Raw genomic sequence first — 17,838 nt, forward strand, 5'->3', positions numbered from 1 at the left:
AGCACCAAGCCACTGTGGGTACAAGAGTTCCGTTATGACTGCCAGCACCGACTGGTGGAGTTTATTGAACAGCGGCAGGGGCAGAAAACCCACTTCGCCTATGCCTACGATGCGTTTGGGCGGCGTATCCACAAGCAGGACTTGCTCGCTCAAAGGCCCGATGCCCTCACCCGCTTCTTCTGGCAGGGTGAGCGGATGGTGGCAGAATGCGCTGACGATGATAATATCTTTACGGCGGACGACCCAAAACCGGCGCACCTGGCAACCTATAAAAGCTACCTGTACACCCCCGGCAGCTTTGTGCCGCTGGCACAGCTGTTGGGGAAAGGGCGCAAGTCTGAGATTTACTACTACCTGACCGACCATCTGGGCACTCCGCAGGAACTGGTCAACGGCAAAGGACAGGTTGCCTGGAGTGCGGCGTACCGCGCATACGGCAATCTGGCGGTAGCGTTCGTTGGCGCAGTGGCACAACCGTTGCGATTCCAGGGACAGTACCACGATGTAGAGAGCGGGCTACACTATAACCGGTATCGTTATTACTCGCCGGAGACGGCACGGTTTATCACGCCGGACCCGATTGGGCTGGCGGGTGGGCTGAACCAGACGCAGTATGTGCCTAACCCAACTGGTTGGGTGGATCCGCTGGGGTTGACGAGCGTGCCGGGGAATTGCCCGCCTGCTACAGGAGAAAAGACTGCTAGTGTGGTTAATTTAGGGGAACCAGACATCCCGACAGTGGATTTAAATCCTCATGAAATAAGATATAGCCAAAGTTCAGTAAACAATGCTGGTGATTTAACAAAGAGTATGATTGAGAATGGTTGGAAAGGAGATCCAATCGATGTGGTAAGAATGAGCGATGGAGGGTTAACAACCATAGATAATACCCGTGTTTTAGCTGCATCTCGCGCCAATGTGAATGTTCAGGCTCGAGTGCATGATGGAAACTCACCTTTACCGACTGAATTTATTGAGCGATTTACGACTAAAAAAGGTGTCCCTGTTACATGGGAAGATGCGATCATGCTACGAATTGGAAAACAAAACTCCGGATATAGAAATACATACCCTAATGGCTCACCAATTATAGGCTCAATAGAATAAAATGGATAAATTTCTTACAAAAGACGAACTTCCAGAATGGTTTGAATACCCCATGGAATTCAATAGGATAGCAGAACAAGGATTGCTAGATTTTGACCCATGGATAATACTTCAAGGAGAAAGGCTAAGATCACGTTATGATGGAATAAAATCTAGATATCCATCAAGGCAACTAGTTCCATTCGCGAGGCGTGAGGATAATGATGACATCGCATGCTGGGATAAAGATAAACCAGGACGAGTAATAATCATTCATGATTTCGCTAACGAAGGATATGAGAATGTTATTGAATTTAGTGGATTTTGGGATTGGCTTCGCAGTGCATTAGAAGCTACCATTGAATATGATGGATAATGAATGACCAATCGCGAAATTTGGATGGCGAATTATATTTTTTTAATATAATAAAATTATGATAGTATTCATATATGTTCAATTTTTAGCTCGGGGACAGACCGTCCCCGAACTTATGTTCAAGTTACTCTAGGTTAGGCCGAATCCGTCATTCACTCGCAGATAAACTTCGCCGGCACTGTAGCCGTTAACCACACACCATTATCAGCTTGGTAAAATTTAAAGCCATTTTGGTACATGGCCAATGCATTTAGTGTTAATACAACAGGTTTACCATGCCGCTGGCCAACCGCTGTTGCTGTAGTTATATCAGAAGATAGATGTACATACTGACGGGAGCCTGCGATCAAGCCATCTTGATGAATTGAATTGATAAAACGTATTGCTGTGCCATGGTAAAGATACTGTGGTGGAGTTTTTTCCTCATACTTAATATCCACTTGCGGTGAGGAGTGTCCCTGTACAGCACGGATATAGCAGCCATCGTCAGAAATAGAGAAGCGCTTCTTGTCACTGTTCTCCACAACCAATTTTATCAACTGTAAGTTAAGTATCCTACCCTTTTGGGTCGCACAGGTGATAAGTGAGTCGATGCTTACCCACCCCTCACTGTCCAGAGTTAAACCGATAGACTCTGGTTGATGACGTAATACATAACTTAAAAACTTACTTACTTCTTGATTTTGACTACTCATTTCAGATTCCTGGTTTTTAATATCAGCATAATACCTAGTAGCCTATGGTGGAGTTAATAAAGATATCAAATTTGGAGTGATTATGCGAAAAGATAAAGTTTCTGGAAGAAGGAAGTTATTGGGTTTCTACTGAATGGTAGGATAGATAACTTTGATTTATATGGGGAATGGGAGTCGCTGGCGAGTGTCTATCATGATGGATTTATCGCTTACATAGAAGCAGATGAAGAAGAAGTGTATGTATGTGTAGGAAGCAATGAAAAGGGAAGGATAGGGAATGTCGCTAACATTCCAGATGAGCAAATAAGTATTCGATGAGCAGGTCATTACCGCTACCACGAAAACCACATGATAAAGGTGCCCTTACGTTACAGATGGACGTATAACTTACATGCAAGCACTCAAATTGGGCAGGCAATACTAGCTGGGAATTTAAATAAAACACATATTTAACAATAAGATAAAACACATTCTCAGTCTTAGCTCAATACTACAAACAACACTTTTATTACTATATTAAATGTTGCCCTCCTCTGGTAATTAGACAAGTTAGATCGGAAAACTATGAAACCACCGCCCTTATTGTTACTATATAACAAAAAATGAGGTCACCATGAAAACAACTTTATACAAAGATTTCACATTTGAAGCAGCGCACCGCCTGCCAAACGTACCGGATGGGCATAAATGCGGGCGCTTGCATGGACACTCTTTCGTTGTACGCCTTGAGATCACTGGAGAGGTAGACAAACATACCGGCTGGATTATTGACTTTGCAGAGCTAAAAGCAATTTTCAAACCGACGCTGGACCAGTTGGACCACTATTATCTCAATGATATTCCTGGATTGGAAAATCCTACGAGTGAAGTACTGGCCGAGTGGATATGGAATCAGGTCAAACCACAACTCCCAATTCTGAGTGCGGTAGTTGTGAGAGAAACATGCACAGCAGGTTGTATTTATCGCTGTGAATAGCCCGTGAAGTGACTGGTGGCGTGAACACGCCACCTCACTTAACTACCCTTTTAGATAACTACGAATGCAATCTAGCATGCTCGTACTACCTTTGCCTGAAGGTTGCAGGAAAGGTTTTTCCCCGCGCTCTTCTTTTATTGCATAATAAGCAGAGTGCTTGGAACTCAGCCAGGCAAAGATAAATACATCCGCTTCTTTCGCCAATGAACGCAGCATGGTCGAACCACCTTTATCATTATTGAGACGAATATCAGCCTGAGGGTAATCAGCTAATAGTTGTTTTTTCACGCGCTGCGCTACCGAATCGGTCAATGTATAAATGCCTACCACCTTGTGATTCAGTGTTGTTCCTACACATACCTCATCCGCGTTCTCTTCACCATCCTTTGCAATCTGAGAAGGAACTTCACAAATAAGATCGCCTTCCTCAGCAAACTGAGCCAACAGGTTCCACTGCAGCTCACTATAACGGGCTGGGTTGCTGTAAAACTTACTGAATACCAGATTGAATAATCGCTCTCTGGCGGGTTGGTCAGCAGTAGGGTAGATCAGGAACAGTTCTAGTATATCCAGCCAGGCGCTAGCACTACTCGTACCGGAAGTCTCAATCATCTCCTGTAGGTATTCTATCAGTTCGCGATAGTCGTTCGCATTACTATCACCCGCTAAATAGCCACGAGCGAGATCGCAAGCAATGAAGACATCTTCGCGTGAGCTGTTGTCGTCCAACACCAACTGTTGCAGCAACGCCAGTCTGACAGACTGCCATGAAGCGCTGGTCTGATTGTTATCCAACCACTCCAGCAGCACTGGAATGGCATCGCGAAGCACCATGCTAGCTTTGCTGTTACTTTTATCCAACAGCGTAACAAATGCATCGGGCTGGAGAGCTGTGGCGGACCACTGATGGCTGGCCTGTTCTACTACTTCAATCGCACCCTGCCACTGCGGGTTATTCACCACTTCCTGCAGCCAGTCCTGCCAGTTATTCAGCCCGGCGGTATCATGTTCTGTACGTGTGGCAGGCAGCAGTAACTGTAGCGCTGTGTAGTAACGCTGGAAGGTCGGTTTCGCCAACAGCGGGTCACGCTGCTGTTGCGCCAACTGTTGAAGATAGCTGATGGCCTTCACTGCCGCTTCTGCACTGCCCACGACCCAGGCACATTGTAAAGCGATGGCCACGCCACGCGTGCCAACTGGCAGCAACAGCACCTCTTCCAGCACACTTTCAGGGTGTTCGTCGGCCCTAGCGAGCAGGTCATCGGTGGTGGTCGAAAGCAAAGCAGCCGCCGACACTACGGGGAGGGCTGCCAGCAACTGGCTGATCCAGAGGCGGTCATCGTCCGTTGCCCCCTCCATCCTGGCTACCAATTGTTGAGCTTGCTCCATCAGTCTTGCCGGGTCGCTCTGCGTGTCGGAAAGCAGCCACAGCAAGGTATTTTTAACCGCCGCCGGCGCGTTGATACCCTGGGTCACTTGAAATAGGCGCGGCACGCTTTTCGCCAGAGAATCGGTGAATGCCCGACGTTGGCCGGCGAGGTCGCCCTCCTGCTCATACTTCAGCAACATCTGCTGATAGAAGACTGCCATCACCTCTTCGGCCAGCACCAGCGGGTGTGGCATATCCAGCACCCGGCGCAGCTCAGTCGAATCAAGCAGGCTTTTGGCATCCCCCTCAAGCGCCAAGCAGCGCAGTTCAATAAACAGCTCGTTGATATGTCCTATACCGCCGACATCACGCAGTTCCTGCAGGTAAAGGCGCGTCTGCGGCACATCACGTCGGCGTAGGGAGGCACGAATATCACGCAGAATACGACCACGCGGGCGCAAAAGAGCGAGTTGGCGACTCGGCCGGTTGGCGAGTTGCTGGCGCAAGCGTTCAATACCGTTGAAAACCTCAGGGATCCTCGACTGCGAAAGCGAGCTGAATTTATACACGCTGTCGCCATAACGTTCGATTAGCGCTTTTTCCACCGGGTCGTTCGGATCCAGCATCGTGCGTTGGCGGTTAAAATCGGACCACGAGGTGCCGACATGCGCGTCTAACAGTTCGCGCAACTCCACATAGTTCCGCTCCTCATCGGCCACCGCATACCAGGTGACCTTATCATTGCTACCCTTCACTACGCGCGGCAGGATCACAGGGAAGCGTTCATTGCGGACATCTTCAAGCCAGGGGTTCAGTCGCCGCAAGGTTGACGCTTCCAGTAGGCCGCCCGTGATTTTTTCCCAAGAAATAATATTTTTTTCTCTATGGAAAAAGGTGCGCAGAAACTGCTCGCTGTCAGAGTTGTTCATTGCACACCTGCCTGTGCCGGTTGGTAAAAATCATTAAACGCCAGCAACGCTTGGACGATAGCGGTTTTGTCTGTGGTCAGGTTGATCTGTTCGTCGTTGATCTCGATCCCGCCGATCGTCAGGTTCATCGATCCGCTTAGGAAGAAATGATCTCCAAGTAACCCTTTGGTATGCAGCAGCTCTTTCTGGCCGATGAACAGGTTATCCAACATACCGTAGTTGGCGACACGTTCGGTTAACTGGCGGATAAAGCGTGCGTTATGCTGGAGCTCATTGGTCATCACCTTCAACGTGCCGCCGTTGGCAACCACGCGAGCCAACAACTCAGAGGTCTGCACCTGGCGCTGCCCCCAGGCTGGTTCGAGATAGTCGAAACGGCCGGTGCGGTTATCAAGTAAATCGAGGTCGGTGATCCACGGAGAGACGATCCACAGTTCCGCGCTAGGCTGGGCGATCTCAGCCACCAGCAAGGAACTGAGCACATCCATCACTTCACTCTGGCGCGAGGTTCTGGATTTAAAGATACGACGAGTACTCATTGGATCGCCTCCGGAATATCAATCATGGCGAAGGTGTCATTGTTGTGGCGGCGCAGGGCGCTGACGCGCGGGTAGAAGAACAGCCCGTACATTTCCACCGGGGTGACCAACAGAGTCGCGATGGCCTCATTCAGCGCATCGCCCGGTTTGGCCAGCAGTTCACATTTGCCTTTATTCTCCAGGTGCTGGTGGCACTCCTGCATCCAGTTTGGCTGACTGAGCGGCACTTGAGCGCAACTGTGCTGCACGACGTGAGCCAGCAACAGGCGCTCGGTCGGCCCAGCAAAACTGTAGGGGTTGTACCAGGTCAGCCAAGCATCGCGAATGGTATGGCCGCGTGGCCACAGCAGGCCGTTGCAGGTATTAAAGCGCCAGCTCTCCAGGTTGTACTGTCCGTGGCTGGCCTGCGGTAGTTGTCGATCAAGCGCGGAGGACTGGCTGCAGGTGAAGGCATAGACGCGCTGCGGCAACTCGATTCCCAGCCGCTGCTCTTCCCTGCGCCACTCTTGATGCAACTGTAGTAAAAAAGCGTCACTGCTGGCATCGGTTCCTGGCCTCAGCAAGCGGGTGTTAATAGCCGATAGAAAACTGTGGCTGGTCATAAAGCCGCTGCGTTGCAACTCACTCAGCAGGCCGCGTTGCGCCTGCAGCTGACTGGCGTGAGTGCCGGCGCTGCGCATGGCGCTGATACACATGGGAAGCGCGGAGCTCGGGCTTCCCAGGGTTTGCAGCAGGTGCCAAACGTTATTGTCCATTGTTTCGTAGTCGCCGGAGCTGAGGTTGAAGTCCAGCAACTCGAAGAAACAGCGCGGATCTTCACGGTAAATCTGTTGGATCTTCTCAAGGATGCCGCCGCCGCCGACGGTGGTTTCCGACAGCCAAATTTCGTGCTGGTCAGGTGTTAACAGCGCAGAGCGCACCGGCCCGCCGTTGAGGTCAAGGATCAAGTCATTGTCGTCGGCGTCTGGGCACAACTGCATGGCAGTTTGCAGCAGCGCCGCACCCAGCGTGTTGATGAAGTTGAGGGCCAACCACTCCAGCCAGGTGCTATCCAGCGGCTGCCAAAGCAACTCCACCCAGTCTTCAATTTTTGCCATCACCGGAGCCTGGGACAGCAGTTCACGCAGGCTTTGCTGTAGATCCTGTTCAACCTCTGCGCCAGTTTGCGCATCATACAGCGTCTGAAAGATACATGCCGGTACGTCAATTAGGGCGATCCCCGCGCTGTTGTGTTGCAGTGCGTGAAACGCCTGTTCCGGAGTACATTTTTTCAATACTGCTTCGCTGCCGATGCCTGCCAGAACGGTTTCTGCTAGCCAACCACCAAGGAAAGGATTAACACTAATAGTCTCGTCATGGCTAACTTCATACAGGAAGCGCGCAGTGCGCAATCCGGCCATCAGTTCAAGGTTGTTGCTGATACTGGCGAGGTCAAAATTGGGTAGCCGACACTGGAATTTTACCGCATCCACCCACAACGAGAAGCCAAACGCAGCAGGTCCGCCCTCATGTTCAAATTTGAAGTCAATCTGCAGGTCTTCGCGCTGGTCGCTGAATTTAATATTGGCGCGTGAGCCGGTGGCGAAACGTACGGCTTCGATCGGGCAGTGCTGCTGATGGCTGTAAAACTCCACCTGCTGGAAAATGTTCTGCCAGACATTGTTGGATGGCACTTCGGCTGGGATGCCGCTCTGAGGCGGGCGAATCTCGCTGTGCCAAGCCAGAAACGCGTTTGAGGTTTCACTCAGTTTAAAATCATCCGGCGGCGTGCTGGCCGTCACTTCCCAGGCACGGAAGCAGGGAATAGCCCGCATGCCACTACGAGTGGTGATATAGCCATCTGGCATGAGCTCACGTTTGTCTGGCGGGCAGTAGTCGTCAATTGGGAAGGGATGCGCTCCGTCTTTCAGATCGAGGTTTTTCGGCACAACCCAATGGCGTTCGCGGATGCTTTTGATGGCAAAACGCTTGCTGATGCGGCCCGGGGCAAAGTCTTTCATCCCCTGCAAAATCGGCATGCTATGCGCATCTGGCTCCTGACCGGCTTCATCTGGCATGTTAATCTGCAACTCTGGCAGACAAAGATCATTAAACAATGCAGACGGAATAAAATCCGGCATCGGCGTACTTTTGCGGCAGTTATCGGCCTGCTCAACGCCAAGGCGCGACCAGTTGGAGCGCAGCCTTCTCAGTACCGTAGGCAGGAACGCTGTAATAATCGCGCGCGGCGGTTGCCAAAGTAATGACTCTAGCAGATTGTCTTTAATCCCTAACGCCTCTGCCAGCCATGTGCTGAACACCTGCTGGGTTTTCTGGCTGTTCAGCAGATCTTCAATCAGATCGGCCAACTTTGCCTGAGCTACAGAGGGCTTAGCTTTGTCCTGCGGGACGGACAAATCATCCCAGATACCGCGATTGTACTGATTAAGATACTCATTGCGACTAGAGAGCCAGTCCATAGTGGCAAAGGCCGCCTGCATACGCAGTACGTAGCTGTTGCCGACCGGCAGTTGACGCGCCTTTAGTACCGGCTCAAACAGGTTTTCGTAGCACTGAAATGCCATGCGGTCGCGACCGTAGTCGGACAGTACCACTACGGTCCATGGGCGCATGGTGCGCTGACGTCCGGCGCGTCCTTTACGTTGCAGGAACTGGGCGTTATCGCGCGGCGCTTTATGCTGGATAACGGCACCAACGCTCGGGTCGTTGAATCCGACTTCCAGTGATGCGGTAGCGACAATCAGGTCCGCAGCGTGATCGACACCAGCATCCTGCGAAGAGGTGCGTTTCACGTTGCTTCGGTCAGCGGAGTCGAGTGTATGGCCGATCATTTTGGCCAACGGCCACTGCTGACCAAAGGTAAATTTCTCGTTATTTGGCGCATCGCCGCGCAGCATAGCCAGCGGCTCTTTATTGGCGTTGACATTGCCGTTTGAGTAACGGCCTTCGGCATCCAGCAGCTGAAAATATAGGCGGTTAATTACATCGATATCATCGGTAAAGACAAAGCTGCGCGTTCCGTAAATACCGCTGCTGACCGGCGCTGCAGCGTTATCGAGCATACGTCTGGTAAGCATAGAGGCCTGAATGGTGGTTGACAGCAGGCTGGAGCGGGAAGCCGGGTCGCCGCGTAGCGCCAGCATATACTCTGCACCTTCCGTTTCCATATCGTCCTCGGTCGGGCTGACCTCAAGCACGAGACGCTCTTCCAGCCCGGTTAGCGAAGCCATAAAGCACGTCGCCTGCTCCAGCGTTGCGGACAGCCCAACAAAGTGCGGCGTGGCACCGGACAGATGCCGCCAGCGGCGGATCAGCATGCCGTTCTGTGCGCCGCTGACGCCGGAATAGGTATGTACCTCATCGAGCAGCATCATTGAAGGAGGGACAACGTTTTTGCCAATACCAAACAGCGATGCTAGAAACGGATTTCCCATCTGTTTATTCAGCATTTCGGTACTGGTGAACAGAATGTCAGGCAGTTCGACCTTCATACGTTTGCGTGTCAGGATCACTTCGTCAGGCTCGATAGTCTGGCTACAGCTATCGCAGTACAGACGCTCAATGCTGTTTTCAATATCGGACGTGCGCCAGACCATTTTACCGCGGCAACTCTCTGTCGGGCAGGGAATATACTGGCAAATCATTCCGTCGCGATGGTGGCTCCAGGCACTTTTCATGTAGTCGCGATAGATCGCGTCTTTATTCAGCGGCACCATGCCGAACAGCGCTGCGATCCGCACCTTGCGCACGCCTTTCTTTGCCAATTCACCATTCAGTTTGCGCATCTGGCGCAGCGTTTCGATAAACTGGTCCTTCAGCAGTTCGTTACGCGGGTAGATAGCCAGCGCCTTCACCGCGTCTTTTCTTTTGGTAACCAGTTCGCTGCCGATAAAGGTTAGAGCAGGCAGATAGAAAGCCAGCGTTTTACCGGTCCCGGTGCCTGCGCAGACAATGGTGGCGGTCGAGCGATGTTGGCTCTGCTGAATGCCTCGCAGCACGTTTTTGCAAGCATCCAACTGAAAGCGAGCCAGACTGTACATTCCGCTTGAGTGGCTGATAAGTGCCGACAGAAGCAGGCGGTGTATAGGGGTAAAATTGGCTGTTTCATCAAGTTGCTTCAGAACCTCTGCGGCCTTTAGATTGCGCAGAGGGTATTTGCGCTTACGACGCAGGAAGCGATAGTCGGACACCAGAGTCGGTGCGGTGCGCCAGTTATCACCCCGGGCATGCTTGGGAAACATCTGGCGAAGTTGGCTGTATAGCCGCACCGACTCCGCCATGCGAGTACGAAACACCGAAGTACCATTCTGCTGGTGGCGCAACAACAATCCGCGATCGATCATAACCTTAGCTACGCCGAAACTGGTGAGGCCGCTAGCTGCGAGCGGGTAACTCTGTAGCACTTGGGTGATAATATTGCTGAGCTCGATCTGGCTGAAAAAACCTTGGGTGTTACCCCAGGTGAGCAGTACCGACTCCTGCGACTCCAGCGCATCGAGCGTTGCGCAAATAATCTGTTCCATTGAACTACAGTTCCTTACAGGCGTTTAATACGATAGCGCGTCGGATCGTCTTCTTTCGCCAGCCAGTTGCACACATTGGACGTCAGCATATCGAGCGTGGCACCTTGCCCGGCGACCGCTTTAAGGAAGAGTTTGACCTCTTCCGGCACGTCCAGATTGAGTGCGTCACGCTGCTGGCAGAGTTTCTCATGCACGGCAAGTACAGCCTCAACTTCATCAGCGGTTTTTGGCAGCCCACGGCTAATGTTGGTGAACTGAGCGACCAGATCACTGTAATGCTGTTGTACTTTTCGTTGTCCTTCCTGATGCGCGAGGTTGATGAACAGTCTCTGGTCCACTTCCCATTGCGCTTTTAACGTGCGGGTATAGTTGCGCCACGCGGCGCTGGTGTGATCACTGAGCCCACCAGCTAATCGCTCAATTTCCAAGACCAATAGAGCAAACTCCTGGACTTGGGCAACATCGTGTTTATGCGTCGCGTACTGCTGCTGAAAGGCTGTCAGAAGAGTCTGAGGATGGCCAAAGATTTCGCGGTCAAACATGCCGACAATGGGTTCACCGCTCTCACTGTCGCGGACTTGACGCAGCAGCAGGTAGCTAGTGAGGCTCTGCTCCAGCTTTTTCGCCGGGGCCTCGATTCTGCGTGCTACCTGCAACAGGCTGTCGCGTATCTCCTGGGCCCTTTCCAACTGCTGATGGCGCTCTAGTCGCGCTTTAAATTCGCTGCTACGAAGTGCGAAAACACTGCTCTCTTTCAACTCGTGGGCGACGACAGGGGAGGTTACCGCTTCACTGATGTTTACTTCACTCATGCTACGTTCTCCTCCAGATGTGTTAACCGCTCTGTCAGTTCTGCCAGGATTTGTGTAATTTCGTGTTCGGCAGCCACAATCTGGTCGCCACCCTCGTCGCGGCTACGCCGCTGCAAATAGTCGCCAGTAGCGTCTTCGAACTTGCCCCATGCCTCCAACAACTGTCGAAACGCCTCGTACTGGTTGCCGTTGATGGCGAGGATCTCCCTCATCAGTAGCTTTGGGTTATCGTCTGGCAGCGTCAATTTCGTCAGTTGCCTGATAATATTTTTCAGCTCCTGCTCTTTCCAGCCCTTTAACAGTTTCAGTAATTCCGGTACGGTTTCACCCACTGGGCGCGCGACGTCCGCTTTATTCGCCAACCCTACTATCTCCCTCATAGTGTCGCAGAGGTTTACCGTCGCCAGGCTAGCGCTATTGCCATCGCTCAGGCGTTCAATGATATCCTCCTGCGTCTTCAGCAGCCGATTACGGTAGGCAGGCAGCCTGTTTTTGACTTCATGGATTTTGCCCGGCTGTTTCCCTGCGCTACATTGCTGGTTTTTGGCGGCGTCCACCAGCATTAATCCGCCAATAGCGTAAGGTTGTTGTGCGCCTGATATCTTCACAGCGGTGAGCGTGATTAAACGCTCGCGCAGGTTGAGGTGCTCATTGATCACGGTAGCGCGCGCCTCGGTTAAGAACCCATCCAGCAGCGGATGGCTGTTGTTTGCGGCCTGTGGTTCCGTTAACAGAGCCTGCACCAGCGTGGTCGCGATTGGAGACGAAATTCCATCCAGCCCAAGGAATGCACCACTCAACTGCAGGCTTTTGACAATACTGGAAAGCTCTTCGCGTTCTTCCTCTAACACTCTGCGTTTTATTTCCGGCTCTATACGATCTAAGAAGTTATGGAAAGAGGCAAAATCGATCTCACTACCGTTGTAGTCCCAGCTTTGGTGGTAGGAGAAACGGGCCATTGCCAAACAGGCACTATATAGCTCGGGAATGTCTTCAAGTGTGACAAGCGGACGAGACTGATTTCCCACCAGCACACGTGGTAGGTGGATTCTTCCCTGAATTTTTGTTGAGCTGGCCATGAGTGAGATCTGGATCAGCTCTGTTGTCCAGTCGATACGGGCATTTAGTGCCTCAAGGAGCCACTTACGGATCTCACGGGCTCTGGTTTGATCGAGCGTGTTGCCTTGGTTCCATTTTTCCAGTACGACTTGCCAGTCCTTAATGAATGCTGGCTCAGCAGATATTGGTATTGGTATTGGTAAAGGAGGTGGTAGTGGCGTGACGGGGTTTGTACTAGTTGAGATTGGTAACGGAGTTGGAGGTGGTGGCAGGTGATCACCCAGCAGTTCAGCCGCCTGGGGCAGGCCGAACTCTTCACAAATAGCGGGTGTCAAACCTGCCAGGTTTACATTGTTTCCCCCCCACACCGCCAGCAACGAATTAACTCGTTCAGGCTGGCTGACGCCGGACAAGCGCACCTGCTGCTGAAGTTCCTGGCCGCACACAATGTTTTCAAACCCCTGCGGCGGGAATTGCCCGCCCAGATAACTCTGGCGATAGTTTTTCAGCGGTATACGCAAGATAGCGTCCAGAATATCACGCGGGACAAAAACCAACCCGTATTCTTTGTTATGGCAGTGGCGTTCAACCAATTGCCCGATAGCCGCAGGGTTAAAAGGAAATAGCGGATGACCATAGCTACTGACACCGAAACTGTTCAGCACGGGCATAGCGGATTCGTTTTCCAACACTTCCTGATCCTTCCATACCGGGATCTGCTCATAGCACTGCGCGCCCTGCTGGTGGTGATAATTTTCCAGCGCAGCTACGCCGTGGCGAGCGGCGTTGAGATAACGGCCGCAGAAGTCAACAACACGTTTTTTCAGCGCGTCATCGCTTTCACTTGCGTGCTGCTGCTGGATCACCCATTCATAGCGGGCACGGGTACCCAGCGTATTGCGGTGGCGCTTAAAGTTGTCGTGACCCTCTGTCACTGCAATAATCGAGTGCAGGGTACACATCACCTTTTTTCCTTCGTACTCCTCCTCTTCCAGCAGGCAGTCGATCAGCACATCCTTAATTGCCGAGGTGGCGGCTAAATCTTCCACTAGCAAGATCAAGTTGCGACCCTCGGCCAACAGTTGGCTGCGGATCTTTCTCATTAGGTCCTGGAAACTCGCCCGGTTGAAGCTGAACAGTTCGCCGAAAGTATCTCCCAAAGCGGTATTGATAACTTCGTTGACTACTCTGGCCGCCGCTTGCCGATTTTCAACTTTGGTGAGCAACTGCTGGCTGACCAGATAAGCACTAACTACAGGTGAGATTTGCTTTTGATTCATGCCGCTAAAAGCGAAGTCCTCCGCGGACATCTCATAACGTAGATTCGCAATGCTGTCGTCGTCAGCGCCATGACAGAAACGCAGCGCGATATTGTGCAGGCATGTACCAGGAACAGTGAAATACTGGGTCATCACGCTGTCAAAAAACAGCGCGGGTAGTCGGGCTGATGATGCGTGTTGCTGGATCTCTTTCAGCAGTTTTTTTCTGCTTTCGTCCAGTTGAATTTTCCCCATTTTCTCCTGCTGAATTTCTTCTACGGCAGCCGTCCAGGCTGCATTCAGCGCCTGGCGCAGCTTGAGGGCAATATGTTCAGCTACGTTTTTGGGAATTAGTTGCTGCCCGACCCCATTTACCTTTTCGCGAATACCTTGGTACTGTTCACCGTTGAGGTCTTCCAGAATGGTAGCAAGCACACGCGGCAGCGACGCATTTTTCGGGATGCGAATGATGTGGTATTTAGCGTGATCTACACGACGTTTGAGCTGCGCATGGATCCAGCGCACTAGGTGGGATTTACCGACACCGGAGGCGCCAATCAGAGGCAACGGGCGATTGTGTTCAAGCAAAAAGTCCAGCAGAGCCCCTTCACCCACTGGGGTGATCTTCCCAGTGTGGAACTCGACACGGTCGAGGCGCATTGGTTCATGTACAGCCAGTAGTTGGCTGTCTGCCAAAGATTCGGCCTCAGTCAGAATGCAGGCGGTAACGTTCTCTTCGCTGGGCCAGTAACTCTGTAGTTGTGACATCACCGAACTCCTGTGCCAGTGAAGGTCAGATGAGTCACGGTACGCAACACGCTGCCGTTCCGGCCTATTAACTGCATAGCGCCACTGGCATCAGACTCTGCCTTCATGTTGATTATTCCAGAGAGCTGAAGCCGCAGCAGCGCGCGCGACAGCGAGGTGGAAAAGCGGTTAGCGCTGAGCGGTTGCCAGCCATGCAGACTGATGCGTTCCTCGACCTGCTGGCGATAGCTGCCGCCGTCCAGCACTGGTAGTACCCGATTAAGGCGTTGCAACGCTTCGTCGATGGATAGTTGTTCACCGGGGTGCATCAGGAACGGCAACTCCTCACGGATGGCATCGGTGGGGTCGATAGCGTAACTAGAACGGGTGATTTGCTGGGCATAACCTAGCCAGCTAAGATAACCGGGAACAACAGCAACCTCGTTGCTGTTGATGCGAAAGTCGGTCATGAACTTGCTTACCAGCACTTCAAGGCTGCCCGAACTGATTTCTGCGTTCTGATAGACATCCAGCGCTAGCAGTAGCGCTGCCAGCAGGGTGAGGTCAACGGCGCGTTCATCCCGTAAGCTCAAGTCGCGGTTATTCTCCGCAGCCTGCAAACAGCGGCGGACCGCCTGACGCAACGGTATATCTTCTGAACTGAAATAGTTCGTGTTGAGGCTTATCTCATCGGTCTCGCCAACGGTTGCCTCAGTCAGTATCCCCAGTTCCAACCATGCCCTTAATTCCTGGGGCGCTTTACCGCGCGCATTTTGCGAGTCTCCGGTTTGCAACGTTGTCGGTGCGCAGAGCGCCATTAGTTTTTCACGTGGCAGTGTGTTTCTCGGGCTGCCTTTCAGCACCTGATAAAACGCGGCCAGCACGGCATACTGGCTGCCACCATGAGCATTATTGATAATCGACACGGTCTAGTTTCCTTTGAAGTTGTTCGATGGTGATCCAATTGTGATTATCGAGATGAACGTAATGCGCCTTGCTGGGATGATGGAGATCGGGCATATCATGCGGGGTCAGCGTCAGTTGCAGTTGTGCCGGGTTAAACGGCGGCAGGTAGCCTCTCGCGCAGGATTCTGGCGTGGGAATTACCAGCTCCGCCAATTCACCCATTACATCGTTATCCGACGTTAGCTCGCTTTCTACAGGCAACTCATCACTTAGCAAGGTCAGGCGTTCACCGCGTGGAATGGCACCGAACACGCTGTGCAGTAGGTCACTCTCCGCCCGGACGCGTTGGACAACCCCGGCTCGATGTAACTGCACTAGTAATATCGCGACTCGCTGATACCAACCCTCACGTTCCCACTCATCGTCGATCACCGGTGGGTAGGTAATAAAGCAACTAGCGTACGGTAAACCGCTAAGCGCCTGCCAGCGGCTTAACACCTGCTCAGTGGTCGCAACCGGGTTCAGCAGCAGAGGCGGCGGGATCAGATAGCTTCTATTAAGCACCTGACGATCGCGGCACGCAGGGCAACCGCCACAAGCGTGGCCTGGGATAAACTCCGCCAACGTATAAAGGTCCACAAGTATCTCACACAGCGGACTGTGCTGCGGGTTTTGCAACCAATTTATCAGTGCGTTGTAGTTGTGCAGTGAAGCCTGACTGGTCTGTTTACGGGAAGGGATTATTTTGGTTTTCCAAAGTTCTTCATTGGTATGTCCACTAATAAGGATGCGCACCACTAACGAATTTTGGTTCTTTTCCGAAATCTGCCTTAGCACCTCTTCGTAGTCGCTAACATCAGTAAACGTGCTTTTATCCGGTGGATTTTCCAAATCGGAATCTAACTCCAACACCCCAGCACGCACCATCATTAATATGGTACGAAGGTTCCATAGAAAATTTTTTTTACTTTGAAAATTGATGCCCTTGTGGATAATCGTCAGATTGATGCGATACAGATTATCACCGACACACTCGGCTCTGGCCCACAGCTTTTTCCAACGTTCTAGACCCAGTTCAATGCCTATCAAATGTTGCCGGCACAGGCTTTTCGCCTGAACTAAATCTTGTTTCTGGTAAATTAACAACGAGGTACAGGCAAAGCCATCGCGCCCGCCACGGCCCACTTCCTGGTAGAAGCGGTCCATATTTTCTGGCACGGTGGCGTGAATCACCGTGCGCACATCATTTTTATCCATGCCGACGCCGAACGCCGAGGTGGCAATCATGATATCCAGCTGATTTTTATTCCATTGTTCCAGCAGGCTCTGACGTGTGGCATCTCGCGTATCACCGGTGAATGTAGCCAGTCTCTGATACCCCTGTACACGCAGAACCTGTGCCCACTCCTCTGCCTCTTCCGGCCGCGTCACGTAGAGGATCAACGGGCGTGGTGCATGGGCCAGTGACTGCAGCACTTTATCCCGTTTGTCGCGGTGGTCTTCCGCACGATAGCACCAGTAGGCTGGCTCAGGGCGCAAATGGCTGGCGTGGACCTCTGTCATTTGCTGGTCGAAGGTGTCGCGTAATGTCTTGCGGCTGGCTTCGGTGATGGTTGCGCTCATTAACAGCGTGGAACACGGTGGCCGTTGCGCTGCGCGACTGACGCGTTTTAATCCACGGATCAAACCACCAAGCTGTTGAAAGTGTGGACGAAAATCGTTACCCCAACTGGCGACAATATGCGCTTCATCTACGATAACATGACGCAGCCCCCCCTGTTTCGCTGCTTCAAACAAAGCGAACTGCAGTGAACTACATGTTGCTTCAGGAGAGGTGACAATCAGCCGTTGCTCGCCCGCTCTGATACGCAAATAGGTATCACTTTTTTCCTGCGCCGGTAAGTCGCTATACCAGGCGGTGACCGATTCTGCTCTTCCACCAGCGTCGGTCAGCAACTCGCGGAAACGACGGGCCAGTTCCATTACCAGCGCAGTGGTCGGTGCAATCAGTAGGCACAGTGCCCCCTGTGGAGGAGCCGTCAGGGCCAGCGCCTGCGCCACCAGAGTTTTCCCGGTACCAGTGGGCAGATTCACCAGCAGCGTACTGCCCGGCGGGGCGAACAGTGCTCGGCGTACCGCATCACGCTGTCCCGGTGCCTGGTAGTTATCAAACTTCAACACTGGACGCAGGATGTGGTCCATCGGGACTTGGGTATCCTGCCGGCATAGTTGCTGCTGGTCGCTGGCGAGAAAAGGCGCGCTGTTCCCGTATTCCAACCACTGCGGGCACCAGGCAGAGCCAGCACTCAATAAAAAGGTGTGCCCCAACCGCTGACAGTGAACACCGCTAGCTTCCCATTCCTCCAGACTTGGCCAGTCGGGGTGAAGGTCATCAGGGACAGTAAGTTCGTTATCGTTGTGGCGAGCATATTTCTCCTCGAACAACCAGTCGCGGATCAACGCCCGGCGATCGAGGCGCCCGGCAGTCGCTTCCGGCAGCAGGCACTCCCTCAGCGCTGAATAAGATACTGAATTATCATTAAATTGTGTGATATTCACCAG

11 protein-coding genes are annotated in these 17,838 nt (G+C 52.3%); 3 read left to right on the forward strand and 8 right to left on the reverse strand.

Going from position 1 to position 17,838, the window contains the following annotated elements:
• Both U869_RS30005 and U869_RS0110455 read left to right on the forward strand, forming a co-directional pair.
• On the forward strand, positions 1-1,107 hold a 1,107-nt coding region (locus tag U869_RS30005), incomplete at its 5' end, for an RHS repeat domain-containing protein (RefSeq protein WP_232785350.1).
• Between the two features lies 1 nt (position 1,108).
• A complete protein-coding gene (locus U869_RS0110455) occupies positions 1,109-1,462 on the forward strand; it encodes a hypothetical protein (protein ID WP_025122250.1) in 354 nt (117 codons plus the stop codon).
• A gap of 152 nt (positions 1,463-1,614) precedes the next feature.
• On the opposite strand, the gene U869_RS0110460 is transcribed toward U869_RS0110455, so the two are convergent.
• Positions 1,615-2,157 (reverse strand): RNA 2'-phosphotransferase, encoded by a 543-nt coding sequence (locus U869_RS0110460; protein WP_025122249.1) that lies wholly within the window; start codon positions 2,155-2,157, stop codon positions 1,615-1,617.
• A 613-nt stretch (positions 2,158-2,770) separates the two neighbouring features.
• Between U869_RS0110460 and queD the strand changes: the two genes are divergently transcribed.
• Positions 2,771-3,133 (forward strand): 6-carboxytetrahydropterin synthase QueD, encoded by a 363-nt coding sequence (gene queD / locus U869_RS0110465; RefSeq protein ID WP_025122248.1) that lies wholly within the window; start codon positions 2,771-2,773, stop codon positions 3,131-3,133.
• Positions 3,134-3,175: 42 nt separating this feature from the next.
• Here queD and dpdD read toward each other — a convergent pair whose 3' ends face one another.
• The 7 genes from dpdD to dpdF are packed head-to-tail and all read right to left on the reverse strand — an operon-like array spanning position 3,176 to position 17,835.
• Positions 3,176-5,431, reverse strand: coding sequence for a protein DpdD (gene dpdD, locus U869_RS0110470; protein WP_025122247.1), 2,256 nt, complete (start codon positions 5,429-5,431; stop codon positions 3,176-3,178).
• Positions 5,428-5,970 carry a phospholipase D-like domain-containing protein DpdK gene (gene dpdK / locus U869_RS0110475; protein ID WP_025122246.1) on the reverse strand — a complete coding sequence of 181 codons (543 nt, stop codon included), beginning with the start codon at positions 5,968-5,970 and terminating at the stop codon, positions 5,428-5,430. Before dpdK ends, dpdD begins: the two co-directional genes overlap by 4 nt.
• Positions 5,967-10,493 carry a protein DpdJ gene (dpdJ, locus tag U869_RS0110480; protein ID WP_025122245.1) on the reverse strand — a complete coding sequence of 1,509 codons (4,527 nt, stop codon included), beginning with the start codon at positions 10,491-10,493 and terminating at the stop codon, positions 5,967-5,969. The genes dpdK and dpdJ overlap by 4 nt, the downstream gene beginning before the upstream one ends.
• A 14-nt stretch (positions 10,494-10,507) precedes the next feature.
• Positions 10,508-11,305: a hypothetical protein gene (locus tag U869_RS0110485; protein WP_025122244.1), complete on the reverse strand. Its 798-nt coding sequence runs from the start codon at positions 11,303-11,305 to the stop codon at positions 10,508-10,510.
• On the reverse strand, positions 11,302-14,391 hold the full coding sequence (gene dpdH / locus U869_RS0110490; protein WP_025122243.1) for a protein DpdH: 3,090 nt from the start codon (positions 14,389-14,391) through the stop codon (positions 11,302-11,304). The genes U869_RS0110485 and dpdH overlap by 4 nt, the downstream gene beginning before the upstream one ends.
• Positions 14,391-15,296, reverse strand: coding sequence for a protein DpdG (gene dpdG / locus U869_RS0110495; protein WP_025122242.1), 906 nt, complete (start codon positions 15,294-15,296; stop codon positions 14,391-14,393). Before dpdG ends, dpdH begins: the two co-directional genes overlap by 1 nt.
• Positions 15,280-17,835, reverse strand: a complete 2,556-nt coding sequence (gene dpdF / locus U869_RS0110500) for a protein DpdF (protein WP_025122241.1) — start codon at positions 17,833-17,835, stop codon at positions 15,280-15,282. Before dpdF ends, dpdG begins: the two co-directional genes overlap by 17 nt.
• Between the last annotated feature and the right edge of the window lie 3 nt (positions 17,836-17,838).

Origin of the sequence: Serratia sp. H1w (assembly GCF_000633355.1) — a bacterium.
In the GTDB taxonomy this organism is placed as follows: domain Bacteria; phylum Pseudomonadota; class Gammaproteobacteria; order Enterobacterales; family Enterobacteriaceae; genus Chania.

Coding starts and splice junctions, on each gene's coding strand:
- dpdJ (WP_025122245.1), bottom strand. CDS start 10,493: ATGGAACAGATTATTTGCGCAACGCTCGATGCGCTGGAGTCGCAGGAG.
- queD (WP_025122248.1), top strand. CDS start 2,771: ATGAAAACAACTTTATACAAAGATTTCACATTTGAAGCAGCGCACCGC.
- dpdH (WP_025122243.1), bottom strand. CDS start 14,391: ATGTCACAACTACAGAGTTACTGGCCCAGCGAAGAGAACGTTACCGCC.
- dpdD (WP_025122247.1), bottom strand. CDS start 5,431: ATGAACAACTCTGACAGCGAGCAGTTTCTGCGCACCTTTTTCCATAGA.
- U869_RS0110460 (WP_025122249.1), bottom strand. CDS start 2,157: ATGAGTAGTCAAAATCAAGAAGTAAGTAAGTTTTTAAGTTATGTATTA.
- dpdK (WP_025122246.1), bottom strand. CDS start 5,970: ATGAGTACTCGTCGTATCTTTAAATCCAGAACCTCGCGCCAGAGTGAA.
- U869_RS0110485 (WP_025122244.1), bottom strand. CDS start 11,305: ATGAGTGAAGTAAACATCAGTGAAGCGGTAACCTCCCCTGTCGTCGCC.
- U869_RS0110455 (WP_025122250.1), top strand. CDS start 1,109: ATGGATAAATTTCTTACAAAAGACGAACTTCCAGAATGGTTTGAATAC.